This window comes from Ferrimonas pelagia, assembly GCF_039543565.1.
In the GTDB taxonomy this organism is placed as follows: domain Bacteria; phylum Pseudomonadota; class Gammaproteobacteria; order Enterobacterales; family Shewanellaceae; genus Ferrimonas; species Ferrimonas pelagia.
Window position 1 is genome coordinate 1 of sequence record NZ_BAABJZ010000094.1, and the last position, 14,805, is coordinate 14,805.

The window sequence follows — 14,805 nt, forward strand, 5'->3', positions numbered from 1 at the left end:
TAAGTCCGAAGACTTACTCAATGAATACTGAATAAAACGTGTGTTCACTCAATAGGCATTAAGAAATGATGATTTCTCAATCCTGCGTGAGTGCCCACACAGATTGTCTGACAAATTGTAAAAGAGCACTTAAGTCATGCTGACTTAAGGTTCGCTTCGTTGCCGAAGCAGGAGGCGTATAATACGCTGTTCTCCGGGGTTGTAAAGGCCGTTTGGAAACTTTCTTTTCAACCGTTGTCTTTTTGACAAGAGCCGCTGCTAACCCGTTGTTTCCAACGTTTGCTTAGAAGCCTTGTCCCCGTCGACAGATGCGCATTATAGGGAAGCGTTCTTATCTAGCAAGGCTTTATTGTTGAATCACGCTCGCTTGCCTAAATCCCCAGCAATACGCTCAGTTCTGCGCCTTTTCGCCACGGATTAGCCCACTAAAAACGCGCCGAAGCGCGTTTTCTTCACTCTATTGGTCCTGGCTGGCCTAAAAGTGCACAACGCCATTGATAAACCAACCATCAATGTCGACGTTGCTGGTGAGATCCCCCACATCGTCTTCATCTACGTCTATGGTGATATTGCGGTAACCCGCTTCCACGCCAAGATCCAATGCGACCAATCCCAGCGTCCAACCCAGCTTGACCTGATAATCAATGAAGCTGGAGCCGGAGTAGCCAATGCCCTGCACCTCGGTCGCGGCGTACAGACCGGTTAAGGGGAGATCGATCCGAGCCGCACCATATAGAAGAGGTACCCATTCATCCAATGACTCATCGACCGTTCCCGCCACCCTATCCATGATGCCCTCGTTGTAAGCCAACTCAGTGGCGACATCGAATTGTCTCGCGGTGATCCCCAGATCCAGATCAACCCCGGTATCCCACAACTCGTAATAGAGGGTGATATCTGTGTGCCGATAATCCAGCAGGGTGTTGGTGGTCGACCCGGCTGGCACTGTTGCACCGCCAAAATCAAAATCCTGATCCAGCATCCCCTGGGCACGATTGTCATAACTTAAGGTCGCGAGCTTGATATTGGGAATGATGGGCACTGGATGCTCGAAGGCAATGTAGGCCTGAAACCCACTGTTACTGTCGTTGAATCCCAACTCATTCTCCAGCGAAACACCTTCGTCGCCTAACGTGCCGCCGACATCGCCAGAAAAATAGCCAGCCCCGGCGTAGATCCCTAAGGTATCGCCCTGCGCCATAGGTGTGGCCAACAGTCCCAATACGATTAACACACTGCCTACTCTCATCGTCTCTTACCTCTTTATCCGTCCCTGTGCGGCCCTTTGCCGCCGAAGTAATAAACAAGATACCAGTCACCCGTGACTGCTTGTAGCTTTGATCTTGAGATCCCTTTAGAAAGCCAGAACAACTCAGGCTAAACTTGGCTTTCAATCAAGTATAAGGATTCTGTACAGATGAGTGATGTATTCCACTTAGGACTCACCAAAACCATGCTCAAGGGCGCAAGCATCGCCATCGTTCCCGGTGATCCCGAGCGGGTCAAACGCATTGCGGCATTGATGGATGACCCAACCCCGCTGGCCGCAACTCGGGAGTTCACCAGCTATGTCGGCATGTTGGATGGCCACGCTGTAGTGATCTGCTCCACTGGCATTGGTGGTCCGTCAACCTCTATCGCGGTTGAGGAGTTGGCACAATTGGGGATCCGCACTTTTCTGCGCATTGGCACCACCGGCGCCATCCAACCAAACATCGCCGTTGGCAGTCTTATCGTGACTCAGGGCTCTGTTCGCCTTGATGGTGCCAGTCAGCACTTCGCACCAATGGAATACCCCGCGGTTGCCAACTTTGAATGCACCTTGGCCTTGGTCGAAGCGGCTAAAGCACAAGGACATAGCCCCGTTGTTGGGATCACGGCCAGCTCGGATACCTTCTATCCGGGACAGGAGCGTTATGACACCTACAGCGGGCGGGTCACGTCGCGCTTTCAGGGCTCAATGCAAGAGTGGCAGGAACTGGGGGTACTCAACTATGAGATGGAGTCTGCAACACTGCTAACCATGTGCGCTGCACTCGGATTAAAGGCAGGCTGTATCGCCGGGGTGATCGTCAATCGTACCGAGCAAGAGATCCCGTCCGAGTCATTGATGGCGCAAACCGAGCAGGATGCCATCGCGGCCGTGGTTGACGCCGCTCGACGCATGCTCGCTTAAGGCCGGATCAAAAAAGCCGAACGCTAAGACGTTCGGCTTTTCATCGGGAGGCTGGCTTAGAACATCTGTACGATGACATACAGAAACGCGCTCATCCCACCAAAAGCGACGGCGGTGATCCCATCAATATTGCTGTTTTTCTTGCTCATGCCACTACCTTAAACGACTCGGAATTTACACCGCATCACGGTGATCGAGCTCGATTATATCGAGGCGATAAGTAGCGCCTAGAAAAACCGGCCGGCGGATTGCCGTTCTTTTAAGCGGATCACGTTAACAACAGCCAGCGTTTTGCCATCGAAGCTAATTCATCAGGGCCACTTGTAGTTGCTCCTGTTGACGATAGGCCCAATCTCGATCGATCCCACCCCAATGGCGGATCTGATAGTAGCCATCGTTATGGCGCACCCCGTCTTCGACAAAAGTGATATCGACTCCAAACCCGGGCAGCGCTTTGATCACGTCTTGGATCGTTCGTCTAGGCCACTGTAAATACCGCATCAATTCAGGGACCGACGGGCGCTCTAATTGCTCAATGGCCAACAGTAAAATGGCTCGACGACAAAATGTCGGGTTTAACATCACACTTCCTTTTTGCTTTAGCCTGACGCCACAATACCCAAAACCACGCGCTAAAACACAGGGCTAACCCACATCGATGGCGTTCTCCTACTGTGCAGACAACGTCGACTGCAGCCACTGACGCACGCGCACATTGTCGTTCTGTTTAGCCCAAACGAGGTATACCGGCTGACTCAGCGGTGGCGCCGAAGTGATCCGCTGCAACCGTTGCTGCTGCAGGATACGACTAATGTACGAATAGGGAAGATAGGCCCAGCCCCCAGCATGCAGCACGTAGTTTAGGGCGATGCGAAAGCTTCCCGCCATCAGTGCGGGGATCGGCCGCTCGACCTCAACGCCACTGAAGTGTGTTTCCAAGGCCGGCCAGCCAATATGCGCATAGCGTGTTTGGGTCCCGTCGACGGACACAGGCCAGAGATCGAGGCAAGCCATGGCTTCGCTGTTCAGTCCTTCGGTTTTTGGCGGCTCCAGCATGACACCAAGATCGAGCCGCTGCTCCAGCAGATAACGACGCATCTCTCGCTCGCTCGCAACCTCAGCTCGCAGGGTTAACTCCGGCAGCGCCGCACAGAGCCTAGGTACTACGTCACCCAGTACCGCATCCCACAGATCCCCGCTGGCACCGAGTGAGGCATGACGATCAGACAGGGAGTGGGCGCCAAGCTCCTGTCGAGCACGCGCCAAGGCGGCCAAGATCGCCTCGGCATGAGGAACCAGTCGCTCCCCGGCCGGCGTTAAGCTCAGTTGACTTCGCTGACGCACAAACAGCGGGTGACCCATACCTTGCTCAAGCTGACGAATACGAAAACTAACAGCGGACTGGGTCAGGTATAGACGCTCGGCAGCCCGGCTAAACCGGCCGCAGCGGTGAACTTCCAGAAAGGTTTTGAGTAATTCGGTATCCATCTTGGCTCCATCCACCATGAAAATCCGATCGCAGAGTCGCCTGCCGTCCTCCCAGTAAACAACCCACCACCGAGCGTTGTCCACCCCGACATACAACCTCATGTGAAAACGAATGATTTTTTGCTTAAACAACAAATATTTTGCGTTTACTGTCATCGCTCTCTCATATAATTTTGCCAGTGTACACACTGTATCAAGAGGTCAGGGAGACGTATTATGAGTGCAATGGAAAGCTTCCAAAGTCAGCAACTATTTTTCGATGACGGTGCCTTTCCCCGCGGCTTTCGTCGCAGCGGAACGTTCACCATCCATGAAGCCGCTCTGCTCGAACAGTACGGCGTGGCCATGCAACAACTCAGCTTGGGTCTGCGCACGCCCAGCACCCCAGATGAGCAACGGTTCGTTCTGATCTGTCAGGGTCATAAGGAGGCGAGCACCAAGCTGGAAAAGGTCTGGCTGAAGTACCTGAAAAACAGCCGCGGAAAACGCCTGTTCTCCATTGGCAGTTCCGCCTCTCTCGCCGACAACGCGCCGGCCCGCTCATTGGCCATCTTGGACGATTGAAACAACGACGCCAGCCTCGAGGGCTGGCGCGCTGATCGGGCCGACGTTACGCTTCGACGCGGGTATCCAGCTCACCTTCAGAGCGTGCGATCACGCTGGTAGCGACCAGATCACCGGAGACATTCACCACGGTACGGGCCATATCCAAGATCCGATCGATCCCGGCCACCAGCGCCACGCCTTCCAGCGGCAAGCCAACGGTGGTCAGAACCAAGGTCAGCATAACCAGTCCGGCCCCCGGCACGCCCGCCGTGCCGATCGACGCCAGGGTCGCCGTCGCAATGATGGTCAGATACTGGCTCATGGTCAGATCCACGCCGAACGCTTGCGCCACAAACAGGGCGCAGACCCCCTGGTACAGCGCAGTGCCATCCATATTAATGGTGGTCCCCAGTGGCAACACGAAGCTGGAGATCCGCTTATTGACGCCAACGCGCTCTGCACACTTCATCGACGCAGGCAGGCTCCCCGCCGAGCTGGAGGTTGTGTACGCCACCGCCATGGCATCGGAGATCTTCTTAAAGAACTGCAGCGGGTTCAGACGCGCGCCCAGTGCCAATACCAAGCCGTAGAAACCAAAGATATGCAGCATGCAGCCCAGATAGACGGCGACGATCACCTTCAACAGCGGCTGCAATACTTCCCAACCGTACAGCCCCGCCACCCAAGCCATCAAGGCGAACACGCCATAGGGGGCTAACCGCATAACCAGATCGGTCAGCTTAAACATCGCCTCTGCCAACGACTCAAACACCGCGATGGCGGGACGGCCACGTTCACCGATCATCACCAGTGAGATCCCAAGAGCCACCGCAAACACGATCACCTGAAGGATCTGGCCCTGCGCCAACGCTGCCACGGGATTTTCCGGCACGATCGCCACCAAGGTATCCACAAAAGAGGGCGCCTGTTGCACCGGACTGCTGGCCATCTCTGGCAGCGGCAAGGATAAGCCCGCCCCAGGGGCGAACCAATGACCGAACGCCAAACCTATGGTGATCGCCACCGAGGTGGTTCCCAAGTAGAAGCCCAATGACTTTATGCCGATCCGGCCCATCTTCTGGGTATCCTGCATAGAGGTGATCCCGACGATCAGAGAGCAGAACACTAAGGGCACGATCAACATCTTGATGGTATTAACAAACAGCGTCCCTAGGGGTTTGAGGTAGGCGGCGTGTTCGCCCAGCGCGATGCCGGTCAACATCCCCAGCGCCATCCCCAATAGGATCTTGCCCCACAAAGGCACGGTGCCCCACCGTTTAAGCAGTGAAACAGAGTTCGAAACGGTCGGTCCAGCAGTCATTAGTCAAAGTCTCAGTATCAATCGGAATTATGCGGTCGCGATTCTAGCTGAATTCCATTCTCACCCCAGCGGTGCGCAAGCGCCACGTGAGCGAGATCGCAGGCATAAGATCATAACCAAATCTTACTGCGGCAAGTCGACTGGCGAGTGGCCGAACAAAATGGCAGAATGATGACGAAAAAAGGAGATAAAACACTGACTAATCAAGGAATGATGCAGCCAGAAGCGCTAGAGACAACACCGACACTCTCGCTTCAGCAGCAGCTCCTACTGCTGGCCGAGCAAAACCCACAGCTGCAGCAATGTGCTCAAGCCCTGCAAAGCTGGCTTGAGGCGCACCTGCCCGGCTGCCATATGACCCTGGCTGCTGCTCGGGACGATCGCCTCGTCCCCCTATGGAGCTCGGCGCCCAACCGCGCACCGGCGGACACCGAGCTCTTGCACTGCTTGCAGCGCCATGATCACGCCGTCCTGCTTGGCCAGTTCGAGATCAGCGCCCTGCTGAGTCCAGTTCACCGTGCCCCCCAATACCCGCTCCCCAAGAGTTGGATGGGGATCTTACTCAAGCAGCATGGTCGATTACTCGGCGCCCTCGGCCTGCAGAGTCGCCACGATGAACACTTTGACATCGAGCAGTTGCACTGGCTTGAGCGCCTAACGGGCTCACTGGCGCAAGGGCTGGAGCCCATTCTCTGCCCAGCGCCCGCGCGCCGCTGCACCCAACAGCAAGATCTTCAGGTACTGTGCGCGATCACCCGGCTCAGCCAATCCTCCGCGCCGCTGGATCAACTCTATCCCGAGTTTCATCGGCTGATATCAAAGCTGATCCGCAACGATCACGGCCATCTTGCCCTGCTGAACTCGCCCGAACCGCTTAGCTTTCCCTATCGCTCCTCGCGTCCCGAGCCGGGCTCAACGCCCGATCCATTCGATCCGGCGCTCACCGAGTCTTTGCTGCAGCAAGGCAAACCCATGCTCCTACGCGCCGAGCAATTACGGCAACTCAACGCGCACTGCCAGCGCCCCGAGCGCGCTCCCCCGTGCCTGTGCTGGCTTGGGGCGCCGCTGTACCACGGCGACGAGTTACTCGGCGCCGTGGTGCTGCAAGACCATCAAGATCCCAATGGCTATGATGAGACACAACTGACGATCCTGGATAATCTCGCTCAGCTGTTAGCCAACTTAATCGGCACGCGTCGAACCCAGCAGCGGCTGGCGCAAGATCAGCAAGCGCTGGAGACCACAGTGCAAGAGCGCACCGCAGAGCTCGAGCGGGAGATCCAGGAGCGCCGCCGCATCGAGTTGCAGCTGCGCCACGATACCCTGCACGATGATCTGACCGGCCTGCCCAATCGCGCGATGATCATGCAACGCTTGCATCAGGTGCTGGCGCTCAAGCAGCGGCAAAGTGACTTTAATTACGCCCTGCTGTATCTGGATCTCAATCGCTTCAAGGTGATCAACGACTCACTGGGCCACCTCACCGGAGATCAGCTGTTGCGCCAGGTGGCCGAACGCCTCAATGCCTGCCTGCGAGGCTCAGATACGGTGGCGCGCTTAGGCGGCGATGAATTCGCCATCCTGCTGGAACACCTCAGTTGCCCAACGGATGCGCTGCACACCGCGCAGCGGATCCACGCAGCCCTGCTCAAGCCCTATTACATCGACGGCGAAGCGATCTACAGCGGTGCAGCGATCGGCGTCACCCTGGGCGCACCGGAATACAACGAGCCCACCGGCCTGTTGCGAGATGCCGATGTCGCCATGTACCGAGCCAAAGAAACCAGCCAAGGGGCACCACTGCTGTTCGACAGCAGCATGCGCGACGCCGCCTTGCATCGGATGAAGCTCGAGAACGAACTGCAGCGCGCCCTAGAGCAGCAGCAGTTTGAGGTCCACTACCAGCCCGTGTGGCGACTCAAAACCGAGCAATTGGTCGGTTTTGAGGCCCTGGTGCGCTGGCGCCACCCCGAGCGCGGGCTGCTCTACCCGGCAGAGTTTATCGAGCTGATGCAGGAAACCCATCAGCTGCACAGCTTAGATCGCTGGGTGTTAGGCCACGCCTGCCAGCAATTTAACCACTGGCAGAAGAAGTACCCACGGCTGCAACGCACCGGGCTGAGCGTGAACCTCAGCGCTGACTGGTTCGACCGCAGTGATGCACTCGATATCATCATGCAAGCGCTCAAAGCGGCACAACTGCCGCCACAGTCCCTCTTGCTGGAGATCACCGAGCGCTCATTACTGCATAACCTGGATCAAGCCACTGAGATCCTCAACCAGCTTCGCCGCACGGGGATCCGTCTGATGATGGATGACTTTGGTACCGGTTACTCCTCGCTCAGCCACCTGCACCGCTTGCCCCTGGATGTGGTGAAGATCGATCGCAGCTTCATCAGCCGGATGGAGTCCGATCCCCGTGCCGAAGCCGTGATCGAAGCGATCTTCAGCCTCGGCCGCTCACTCGGGCTTAAGGTCAATGCCGAAGGGATCGACAGCCCAAAGCAGATAGAAAAGCTCCGTACAATGGGCTGCCATTACGGTCAGGGTTTCCTACTGGGGCACCCCCTTCCCGCCGAACAAGTCAGTGACTTCCTGGCCGGAAAACAGCCCCACATCTCCCCAAAGTCGTCATAACATAACCCCAACAACTCTTGTTGGGGAGCCCCATGAAAACCGCGCTTCTGTCCGGCTACGCCCTCATCCTAACGGGCGCCTTACTGCAATGCTCAGGCTCAGAGGCTCTGCCCACGGTGCGCTCACAATTGGTGCCCAGCCCGATCCCCAGTGCCCCGCTGGCACGCGTCCACCGCGCCGACGCCAACGCCGCTGCCACAGCCTGGATCGCCCCAACGGACGCCCAATTTGGATCCATGGCCCGGCAATACCATCAACATCAAGGGCCGGTTCAGTGGCGCGATCAGATCTACCTAGCCGACGATAACGGCATTGAGCTGTTGGGCTTTACCCTGCTCGGCCCCGCTCCGGAAGCCGACCCCTCAGGCGAAGTGCAGATCCGGCAACGCTGGCAGCAGTTTCACGCAACGCAACAATGGGGAGACTGGTCTAGCCATAACTGGCCGGACACGGCATGGTTTGGCCCGCTCGGCTCCGAGTTGGATCCTCAGTGGATCTGCCGTCAACGCCGCTGCCTGGCCGAGTTGGACTTTGCCCACAATGAAGCACGCCAGCGCCTGCTAACCCAGCGCCGGCTGCCCGCCCATATGCGCCTGCAGATCATCGACTCATTCAATCACAGCCTGTTGATCCTGACCCGCTACTAGCCCGGCGTCGCCAACCCCAACAACCCATGATCCCAACGGCCAAATACACGAAGGCCTGACTCAAGAGCCAGGCCTTCGTTCACCATCCGGCGATCATCAAGCGCAAAGCGCGCCGGGGATCAGCCCATCTTATGCATGGCACGCTCAGCGGTGCCCCACTCAACGTGGTACATCTCACCCGCAGGTGCATCCGTACGCTCGAAGGTGTGCGCACCAAAGTAGTCGCGCTGACCCTGCAGCAAGTTCGCTGGCAAGGTTTCCAGACGGTAGGAGTCGTAGTACGCCAGCGCAGAGCTGAACGCGCCACACGGAATGCCCAGCACGGTGGCGTTGGCGATGGCTTTGCGCCAGTTCATCTGGTGCGTCGCGATCTCGTCAACGAAGAACGGATCCAGCAGCAGGTTGGCCAGATCTTCATTGCGTACATACGCGTCGGTGATCTTCTGCAGGAACACCGCGCGGATGATGCAGCCGGCACGCCAGATCTTGGCGATGGCGGCGAAGTCCAGGGTCCAACCATTGGCGCGGGCAGCGCTGGCCATCAGCTGGAAGCCCTGGGCGTAAGCACAGATCTTGGAGCAGTACAGCGCGTCATGCAGCTGCGCAATGGTAGCCGCCTTTTCCGCTTCACTTGGCTTCTCGCCTTGCGGTCCTAGCAAAATGCATGCCGCGTGAACACGCTCGCTCTTCAGCGCCGACATGGCACGGGCGTAAACCGCCGCGGTGATGGTCGGTGCCGGGCTGGCCAGCTCCAACGAGCTCATCGCCGTCCACATGCCGGTACCTTTCTGGCCGGCACGATCCAGGATCACATCCACCAGCGGCGCATCGGTGGCGCTGTCCATCTCCTCCAGCACTTCCGCGCTGATCTCGATCAGGTAGCTGTCCAGCACGCCCTGGTTCCACTCACGGAAGACCGCGGCGATCTCTTTGGGGCTCATCTGCAGCGCATCACGCATCACGTGGTAGGCTTCGCAGATCAGCTGCATATCGGCGTATTCAATGCCGTTATGCACCATCTTCACGTAGTGACCGGCACCGTTCGGGCCTATGTACTCGGCACACGGCTCGCCTTCGGTGACCGGGTTCCCCGGCTCAGCGCGCTCGATCGGCTTGCCGGTTTTTGGATCCACCTTGGCGGCGATGGCCTGCCACATCGGCTTAATGCGCTCCCAAGCACGGCGATCACCCGACGGCATCAGGGAAGGACCGAAACGGGCGCCCTGCTCGCCACCAGAGACGGCGGTCGAGAAGAACATGAACAGACCGTCGTACATCTTTTCACGACGTACGGTGTCGCTCCACAGGCTGTTACCGGTATCCACCACGGTATCGTCCGGGCCGATCCCCGCTTCAATCAACTTGCGGCATACGCTGTCCACCGGGGCCCCTGCGGGTACAGAAAGCACGATGGTGCGGGGGGCTTTGACCTTGGCCAACAGATCGACAAAGGACTCACAACCTTGCACACGGGTGGCGTCGGTCTTGTTTTCCAACCGATCTTGCGCCAATACGCCCTCGACTTTCCCTTGGTCCAGATCGAACGCGGCCACTTGATAGCCGTTGTCCGCCAGGTTCAGGGTCAGGCTCTTGCCCATCACACCCAAACCTACAAAACCAATATCGCAAAGCGCCATGTGCGTTTTCCCCTGAAAGAAAGTTACTACAACTAAAATCGGGGCGGATTATACATACTGGCCGGACTGCGCGTAAGTGTGAAAGGCCGTTAATTTTGGTTTCTGGAGGTTAAGTGCGAGATCTTTGAACACACACCACAAAAGCCCCCTCACGCCGCGACAACGCACGCACTATCACGCCGACGCGCAACCCTGATCACAATAAGGGAGTGCTCCAGCAAGGATCTCACGCTCCACCGACGCATTGGCTCACGCCAATTCACACCCCATCACAGCATTTGCGTGTGATAACGCGGTTTTTCTCACACCAACAGGCTTTGCTCTCACTTTAACCGCGGTGCTACCGGAGACAAAAATGCATCAGCATGCTCGGTATATCGCCCTATCATCGCCACACAGCGCGCGCTCAGCTTTTCACATTGCGCCACAACGTCGGATCGATGGTGTAACTTAATCACCATTATGTTTGTGACAAGACAGCTCACCGCCAATCAAACGAGGCAACCCGCGCATGACGTCTCAGGTTATCACCACGCTGCCGCCATATTGCCACCGCCACGTGCCGCAGCAGAAAGCCACTCGGGAACGAACGGACAAGGCAGCGTAAGCATTTGATGAAAGGGGAAATAAGCCAACCAAGAAGGGAAAAAACCATGTCGTCGACAAACATGGACAGCCGCGCCAATGGCTTTGCGCGCACAACGACGGGGTTCGACGTATGGAAGAGGGGGGGTGGGCCATTACTCGTGCTTGTCAGGCTTTTGGGGGCGCTTTATTGATGGCAAATTGGGTGGGAAACCTCTCTTTGCCGAGCGCTTTTTGGGGTGAGTAATGGCCCGGACGTCAGTGTACGCGAACGCCGACAGGGATCACCCATTACGCCACAGACTTACTCTACTCCCCACAAAAACCACCCTAGTCTTGCACCGGCTCACACTCCAACAGATCTCCCACCCGGATGTTAGCGCCAACACCGCCAGTCAAGATGGCGTTGCCGCCAAAGTAGGCGCCGCGCTTCTCCAGCGGGTTCAACGTCATCAGGCTGCGCAGCGGCTGTTTTGCGTTGGGCCGCTCGCCGGTGATCTGATCCAACGTGGTGATCGGACAGCGTTCACAGGGTTTGCGAATAGCCAGTTGATAATCGCTGTGACGCAAGTTGTGCTCAAACAGTTCATCGAACGGCGCCGTAAACGCATCCACCACGATATTGGCCCGAAACCGTTCCATCCCCACCGGCGTATCACCGGCCTGAACAAGCGCCGCATTGAGACTATCCAGACTTTGCTGCGAAGCGATCAGGAACGGAAAGCCGTCGGCAAACTCGGTATGGGACTCCTCATCGGCATGCAGATACTTGGCCTTAATATGGCGCGGCTGGGCGCGGTTGAAACGCACTAGACGTAACGGTGCACCACGAAACTCGCCCAATATCTGGGTAAACCAAGCCGAAGCGACCGCCCCCTCATCCCGTGCCTGACATTCGCTATCCCACACCCGAACGGGGGTGAGATCCGCCTGGGCCTGCTCCAGCGGCAGCGTCAAACACGCCTCACCACAGCGCAACGTTAAACACTCATCATCCAGCGCCGTCGCAATGGTGGCCATCTTCGGCAACTGACGCTGGGTAACGAAGCGGCCATTGCCATCCACCAGCATCCAGTGTCGATCCCAGGGCAAGCCCGTGACGCTCAGGCTCGAATGCGTCAGATGGATCCCCTGCAGGGATTTGACCGGGTAGATATAGAGATCGGTAATGCGCACGATGCGGGCTCCTGTTCTTGTTGGATTTCCCCCGCATCATAGCGCTAAGCGGAGGAGGAATAGAGGGCTTTCAGCGTTCTCAGCGCCGATCTTCAAGTCTGCGCCAAGATCAGCTGTGCACATTTATCGCCAATCATCATGCATGGCAGGTTGGTGTTGCCCCGCACTATCGTCGGCATGATTGATGCGTCGGCTACCCGCAAGCCATCAATGCCATGCACTTTCAGTTGATTGTCCACGACCGCCATCTCATCCTGGCCCATTTTGCAGGTGCCCACCGGGTGGTAATCCGTGCCCACGTATGCACGAATAAAAGCGTGGATCGCGTCATCATTGTGGCAATCACTGCCGCCTTTGGTCTCGGGCCCGATGATCCCGCCCCACGCCTTGGCCTGCATCAGCCGCTCTACCGTTCGAAATGCGGTTAACAGCACTGGGAGATCCCGAGGATCGGACAGGAATCGAAAATCAATCTTCGGTTGCTGCTGCGGATCCGCGCTGTGTAACTCAACCACACCACGACTAAGAGGAGTCAAATTACAAGCTCGCACCGAAACGCCGTGTTGATCGGGCGGCGTGTCAGTCAGGTTGTACATCAATGTCGGCATCAGATGCAGCTGAATGTCTGGCGCCGGCAAACCGGCCATCGAGTGACAAAAGGCCCCGACCTCAACCATGTTATGACTGGCCGGGCCGCGTTTTCGGATGAAGTAATCGGCGGCAACCTTAAGCTTCGCCCAGGCACTATTGGCGATGCCATTCATGGAATAGGGCTCAGAGCAGGGGTAATTCATCAGCAAACTTAAGTGATCCTGCAGGTTTTCCCCCACTCCCGGCAGATGGTGTTGCAGCGCGATCCCCAACGGCTCAAGCTTGGCCCGGTTGCCTATCCCCGACAGCATCAACAATTGCGGCGTGTTAAACGCCCCGGCACATAGGATGACCTCTTTATTCGCCCTAAAGTGCAGCGCCCTTCCCTTGCGCGTTGCCTGAATGCCGACCGCTTTGCCACCTTCGAGCAGCACCTTTTCCACCAAGACGCCGGTTTCGATGCGCACATTCGACCGGCCCCTGAGCGGCGCAATAAACGCCTTCGACGTGCCCTGGCGCTGCCCCCGATGCACATTCGCGTGATAACGCCCGCTCCCCTCCTGGCAGCGCCCATTAAAATCGTCGTTCGCAGGGAGCCCCAACTCCCGCCCCGCTTGAACGAATCGCTCCAGCAGCGGGTTATCGAATGTGGTGGGGTTGATCCGGCACTCGCCGCGGTCCCCATGAAATTCACTGGGTTGCCCGTTACACCAGGTTTCTATCGACTTGAAGTGCGGCAACAGCTCCCGATAGCCCCAGCCCTGGTTGCCCAAGGCGGCCCAGTGGTCATAACACGCCGCATTGCCCCGAATGGCCACCATGCCATTGATGTTGCTCGAGCCACCGAGCATCTTTCCGCGCGGCTGCGCCAGCCGGCGATGATCCAGATGACGCTGCGGCTCCGAGTCCATGGCCCAATTGAGTCGCTTATTCTTGACGACCTCTGCGGTGCCTCCAGGCATATGGATCATCGGGTTGACGTCCTTAGGCCCCGCTTCCAGCAGCAAGATCCGATGCTGTTGCGAGCTTGCCAAACGATTGGCCAGCACCCCTCCCGCCGAACCTGAGCCGACCACAATGTAATCGTAGTGTCCGAGCATTTCCGATGACGCGTCCATAGCAAGCTCCCTGCAATCTTCTTGATATATGCAAACACTCAGGAATGTAACCCACTATTAATAACAAGCTTTTCACTCCGCTGACAATGAGACTCCCCACCAGAAGACAGACCTGGCGTCCACAGCCATAGTCTCATCAGCGACTCGGCGCCCACCAACCTGTCACGCGACGCTAGAGCTTTGCTAACAGGCGGGTATACTTGCGAGCAATTCATTTCGCCAACCGATGGCGAGATCCGTTCATCACAAGGTGATCCCTATGCGCGCATTTGTACTTCGAGCCCGCGCCGCTCCAACCGATAGTCAAAAGTTGCTGGCCGGTGTCGGCAACGACGCTCACACCGAGATCCTGGCCCATACCCTGATGAATGGGATCTTCGTGGCCCAGTCGCACCGCGAAGACGTCATCGTCCATCTGGTGCTGGAGAGCACCCAGGATTACTCCCGCACCATCACCTTCACCTCCAATGAGCTGCGCAACATCGGTGGCTTTCACGAGCAAGCGCTGATCAGCAAGGTGGTGACCGCGCTGGATGCCTCCAAAGGCATGGGCAAAGAGCAGCTGCGTCAGGTGGAGTCCGGCATTACCGTGCGCACCATCAGCTTTGAAAAGCTGGTGGCGGAGCTGGCCGCCGACTATCAGATCTTCATGATGGACAAGAAAGGCGACAGCGTTCGCGAGCAGGAATTTGCCGGCGACTGCTGCTTCCTGCTGACCGATCACATCCCGATGCCGAAAAAGAGCTACAACAGCTTAAAGCGCCTGGGTGTGGAGAAGATGAGTCTGGGGCCCAAGATGCTGTTCGCCTCCCAATGCATCGTGCTGATCCACAACGAGCTGGATCTGCGTCAGGGCTAAGCCAGCCGCCAAACGTCCAAAAGG

12 protein-coding genes are annotated in these 14,805 nt (G+C 57.4%); 5 read left to right on the forward strand and 7 right to left on the reverse strand.

Annotation, left to right across the window (positions count from 1 at the left end):
- Window positions 1–475: 475 nt before the first annotated feature.
- Window positions 476–1,249 (reverse strand): TIGR04219 family outer membrane beta-barrel protein, encoded by a 774-nt coding sequence (locus ABEA08_RS15450; protein ID WP_345336259.1) that lies wholly within the window; start codon window positions 1,247–1,249, stop codon window positions 476–478.
- A 168-nt stretch (window positions 1,250–1,417) separates the two neighbouring features.
- Between ABEA08_RS15450 and udp the strand changes: the two genes are divergently transcribed.
- Window positions 1,418–2,176: a uridine phosphorylase gene (udp, locus tag ABEA08_RS15455; RefSeq protein ID WP_345336260.1), complete on the forward strand. Its 759-nt coding sequence runs from the start codon at window positions 1,418–1,420 to the stop codon at window positions 2,174–2,176.
- A gap of 303 nt (window positions 2,177–2,479) precedes the next feature.
- On the opposite strand, the gene ABEA08_RS15460 is transcribed toward udp, so the two are convergent.
- Both ABEA08_RS15460 and ABEA08_RS15465 read right to left on the reverse strand, forming a co-directional pair.
- Window positions 2,480–2,758: a helix-turn-helix domain-containing protein gene (locus ABEA08_RS15460; protein WP_345336261.1), complete on the reverse strand. Its 279-nt coding sequence runs from the start codon at window positions 2,756–2,758 to the stop codon at window positions 2,480–2,482.
- 87 nt (window positions 2,759–2,845) lie between these two features.
- The gene (locus tag ABEA08_RS15465) at window positions 2,846–3,664 is read right to left on the reverse strand and encodes a LysR family transcriptional regulator (RefSeq protein WP_345336262.1); all 819 of its coding nucleotides are present in this window, start codon (window positions 3,662–3,664) and stop codon (window positions 2,846–2,848) included.
- A 216-nt stretch (window positions 3,665–3,880) separates the two neighbouring features.
- On the opposite strand from ABEA08_RS15465, the gene ABEA08_RS15470 reads away from it, so the two are divergent.
- Window positions 3,881–4,228, forward strand: a complete 348-nt coding sequence (locus tag ABEA08_RS15470; protein WP_345336263.1) for a MaoP family protein — start codon at window positions 3,881–3,883, stop codon at window positions 4,226–4,228.
- A 46-nt stretch (window positions 4,229–4,274) separates the two neighbouring features.
- Here ABEA08_RS15470 and ABEA08_RS15475 read toward each other — a convergent pair whose 3' ends face one another.
- Entirely contained in the window at window positions 4,275–5,531 is a 1,257-nt protein-coding gene (locus ABEA08_RS15475; protein WP_345336264.1) for a dicarboxylate/amino acid:cation symporter, read from the reverse strand.
- 171 nt (window positions 5,532–5,702) lie between these two features.
- Here ABEA08_RS15475 and ABEA08_RS15480 point away from each other — a divergent pair, with 171 nt between their 5' ends.
- A complete protein-coding gene (locus tag ABEA08_RS15480; protein WP_345336266.1) occupies window positions 5,703–8,168 on the forward strand; it encodes a bifunctional diguanylate cyclase/phosphodiesterase in 2,466 nt (821 codons plus the stop codon).
- Between the two features lie 32 nt (window positions 8,169–8,200).
- A complete protein-coding gene (locus tag ABEA08_RS15485; RefSeq protein ID WP_345336267.1) occupies window positions 8,201–8,815 on the forward strand; it encodes a hypothetical protein in 615 nt (204 codons plus the stop codon).
- 119 nt (window positions 8,816–8,934) lie between these two features.
- Here the strand turns inward: ABEA08_RS15485 and gndA are convergent, their stop codons facing one another.
- From gndA to ABEA08_RS15500, 3 genes are all read right to left on the reverse strand, one after another.
- Window positions 8,935–10,452, reverse strand: a complete 1,518-nt coding sequence (gene gndA / locus ABEA08_RS15490; RefSeq protein ID WP_345336268.1) for an NADP-dependent phosphogluconate dehydrogenase — start codon at window positions 10,450–10,452, stop codon at window positions 8,935–8,937.
- Between the two features lie 915 nt (window positions 10,453–11,367).
- Window positions 11,368–12,213: an MOSC domain-containing protein gene (locus ABEA08_RS15495; RefSeq protein WP_345336269.1), complete on the reverse strand. Its 846-nt coding sequence runs from the start codon at window positions 12,211–12,213 to the stop codon at window positions 11,368–11,370.
- 92 nt (window positions 12,214–12,305) lie between these two features.
- Window positions 12,306–13,922 carry a GMC family oxidoreductase gene (locus ABEA08_RS15500; RefSeq protein WP_345336270.1) on the reverse strand — a complete coding sequence of 539 codons (1,617 nt, stop codon included), beginning with the start codon at window positions 13,920–13,922 and terminating at the stop codon, window positions 12,306–12,308.
- Between the two features lie 259 nt (window positions 13,923–14,181).
- Between ABEA08_RS15500 and trmY the strand changes: the two genes are divergently transcribed.
- Window positions 14,182–14,781 (forward strand): tRNA (pseudouridine(54)-N(1))-methyltransferase TrmY, encoded by a 600-nt coding sequence (trmY, locus tag ABEA08_RS15505; protein ID WP_345336271.1) that lies wholly within the window; start codon window positions 14,182–14,184, stop codon window positions 14,779–14,781.
- Window positions 14,782–14,805: the final 24 nt, after the last annotated feature.

Coding starts and splice junctions, on each gene's coding strand:
- ABEA08_RS15450 (WP_345336259.1), bottom strand. CDS start 1,249: ATGAGAGTAGGCAGTGTGTTAATCGTATTGGGACTGTTGGCCACACCT.
- udp (WP_345336260.1), top strand. CDS start 1,418: ATGAGTGATGTATTCCACTTAGGACTCACCAAAACCATGCTCAAGGGC.
- ABEA08_RS15460 (WP_345336261.1), bottom strand. CDS start 2,758: ATGTTAAACCCGACATTTTGTCGTCGAGCCATTTTACTGTTGGCCATT.
- ABEA08_RS15465 (WP_345336262.1), bottom strand. CDS start 3,664: ATGGATACCGAATTACTCAAAACCTTTCTGGAAGTTCACCGCTGCGGC.
- ABEA08_RS15470 (WP_345336263.1), top strand. CDS start 3,881: ATGAGTGCAATGGAAAGCTTCCAAAGTCAGCAACTATTTTTCGATGAC.
- ABEA08_RS15475 (WP_345336264.1), bottom strand. CDS start 5,531: ATGACTGCTGGACCGACCGTTTCGAACTCTGTTTCACTGCTTAAACGG.
- ABEA08_RS15480 (WP_345336266.1), top strand. CDS start 5,703: ATGACGAAAAAAGGAGATAAAACACTGACTAATCAAGGAATGATGCAG.
- ABEA08_RS15485 (WP_345336267.1), top strand. CDS start 8,201: ATGAAAACCGCGCTTCTGTCCGGCTACGCCCTCATCCTAACGGGCGCC.
- gndA (WP_345336268.1), bottom strand. CDS start 10,452: ATGGCGCTTTGCGATATTGGTTTTGTAGGTTTGGGTGTGATGGGCAAG.
- ABEA08_RS15500 (WP_345336270.1), bottom strand. CDS start 13,922: ATGGACGCGTCATCGGAAATGCTCGGACACTACGATTACATTGTGGTC.
- trmY (WP_345336271.1), top strand. CDS start 14,182: ATGCGCGCATTTGTACTTCGAGCCCGCGCCGCTCCAACCGATAGTCAA.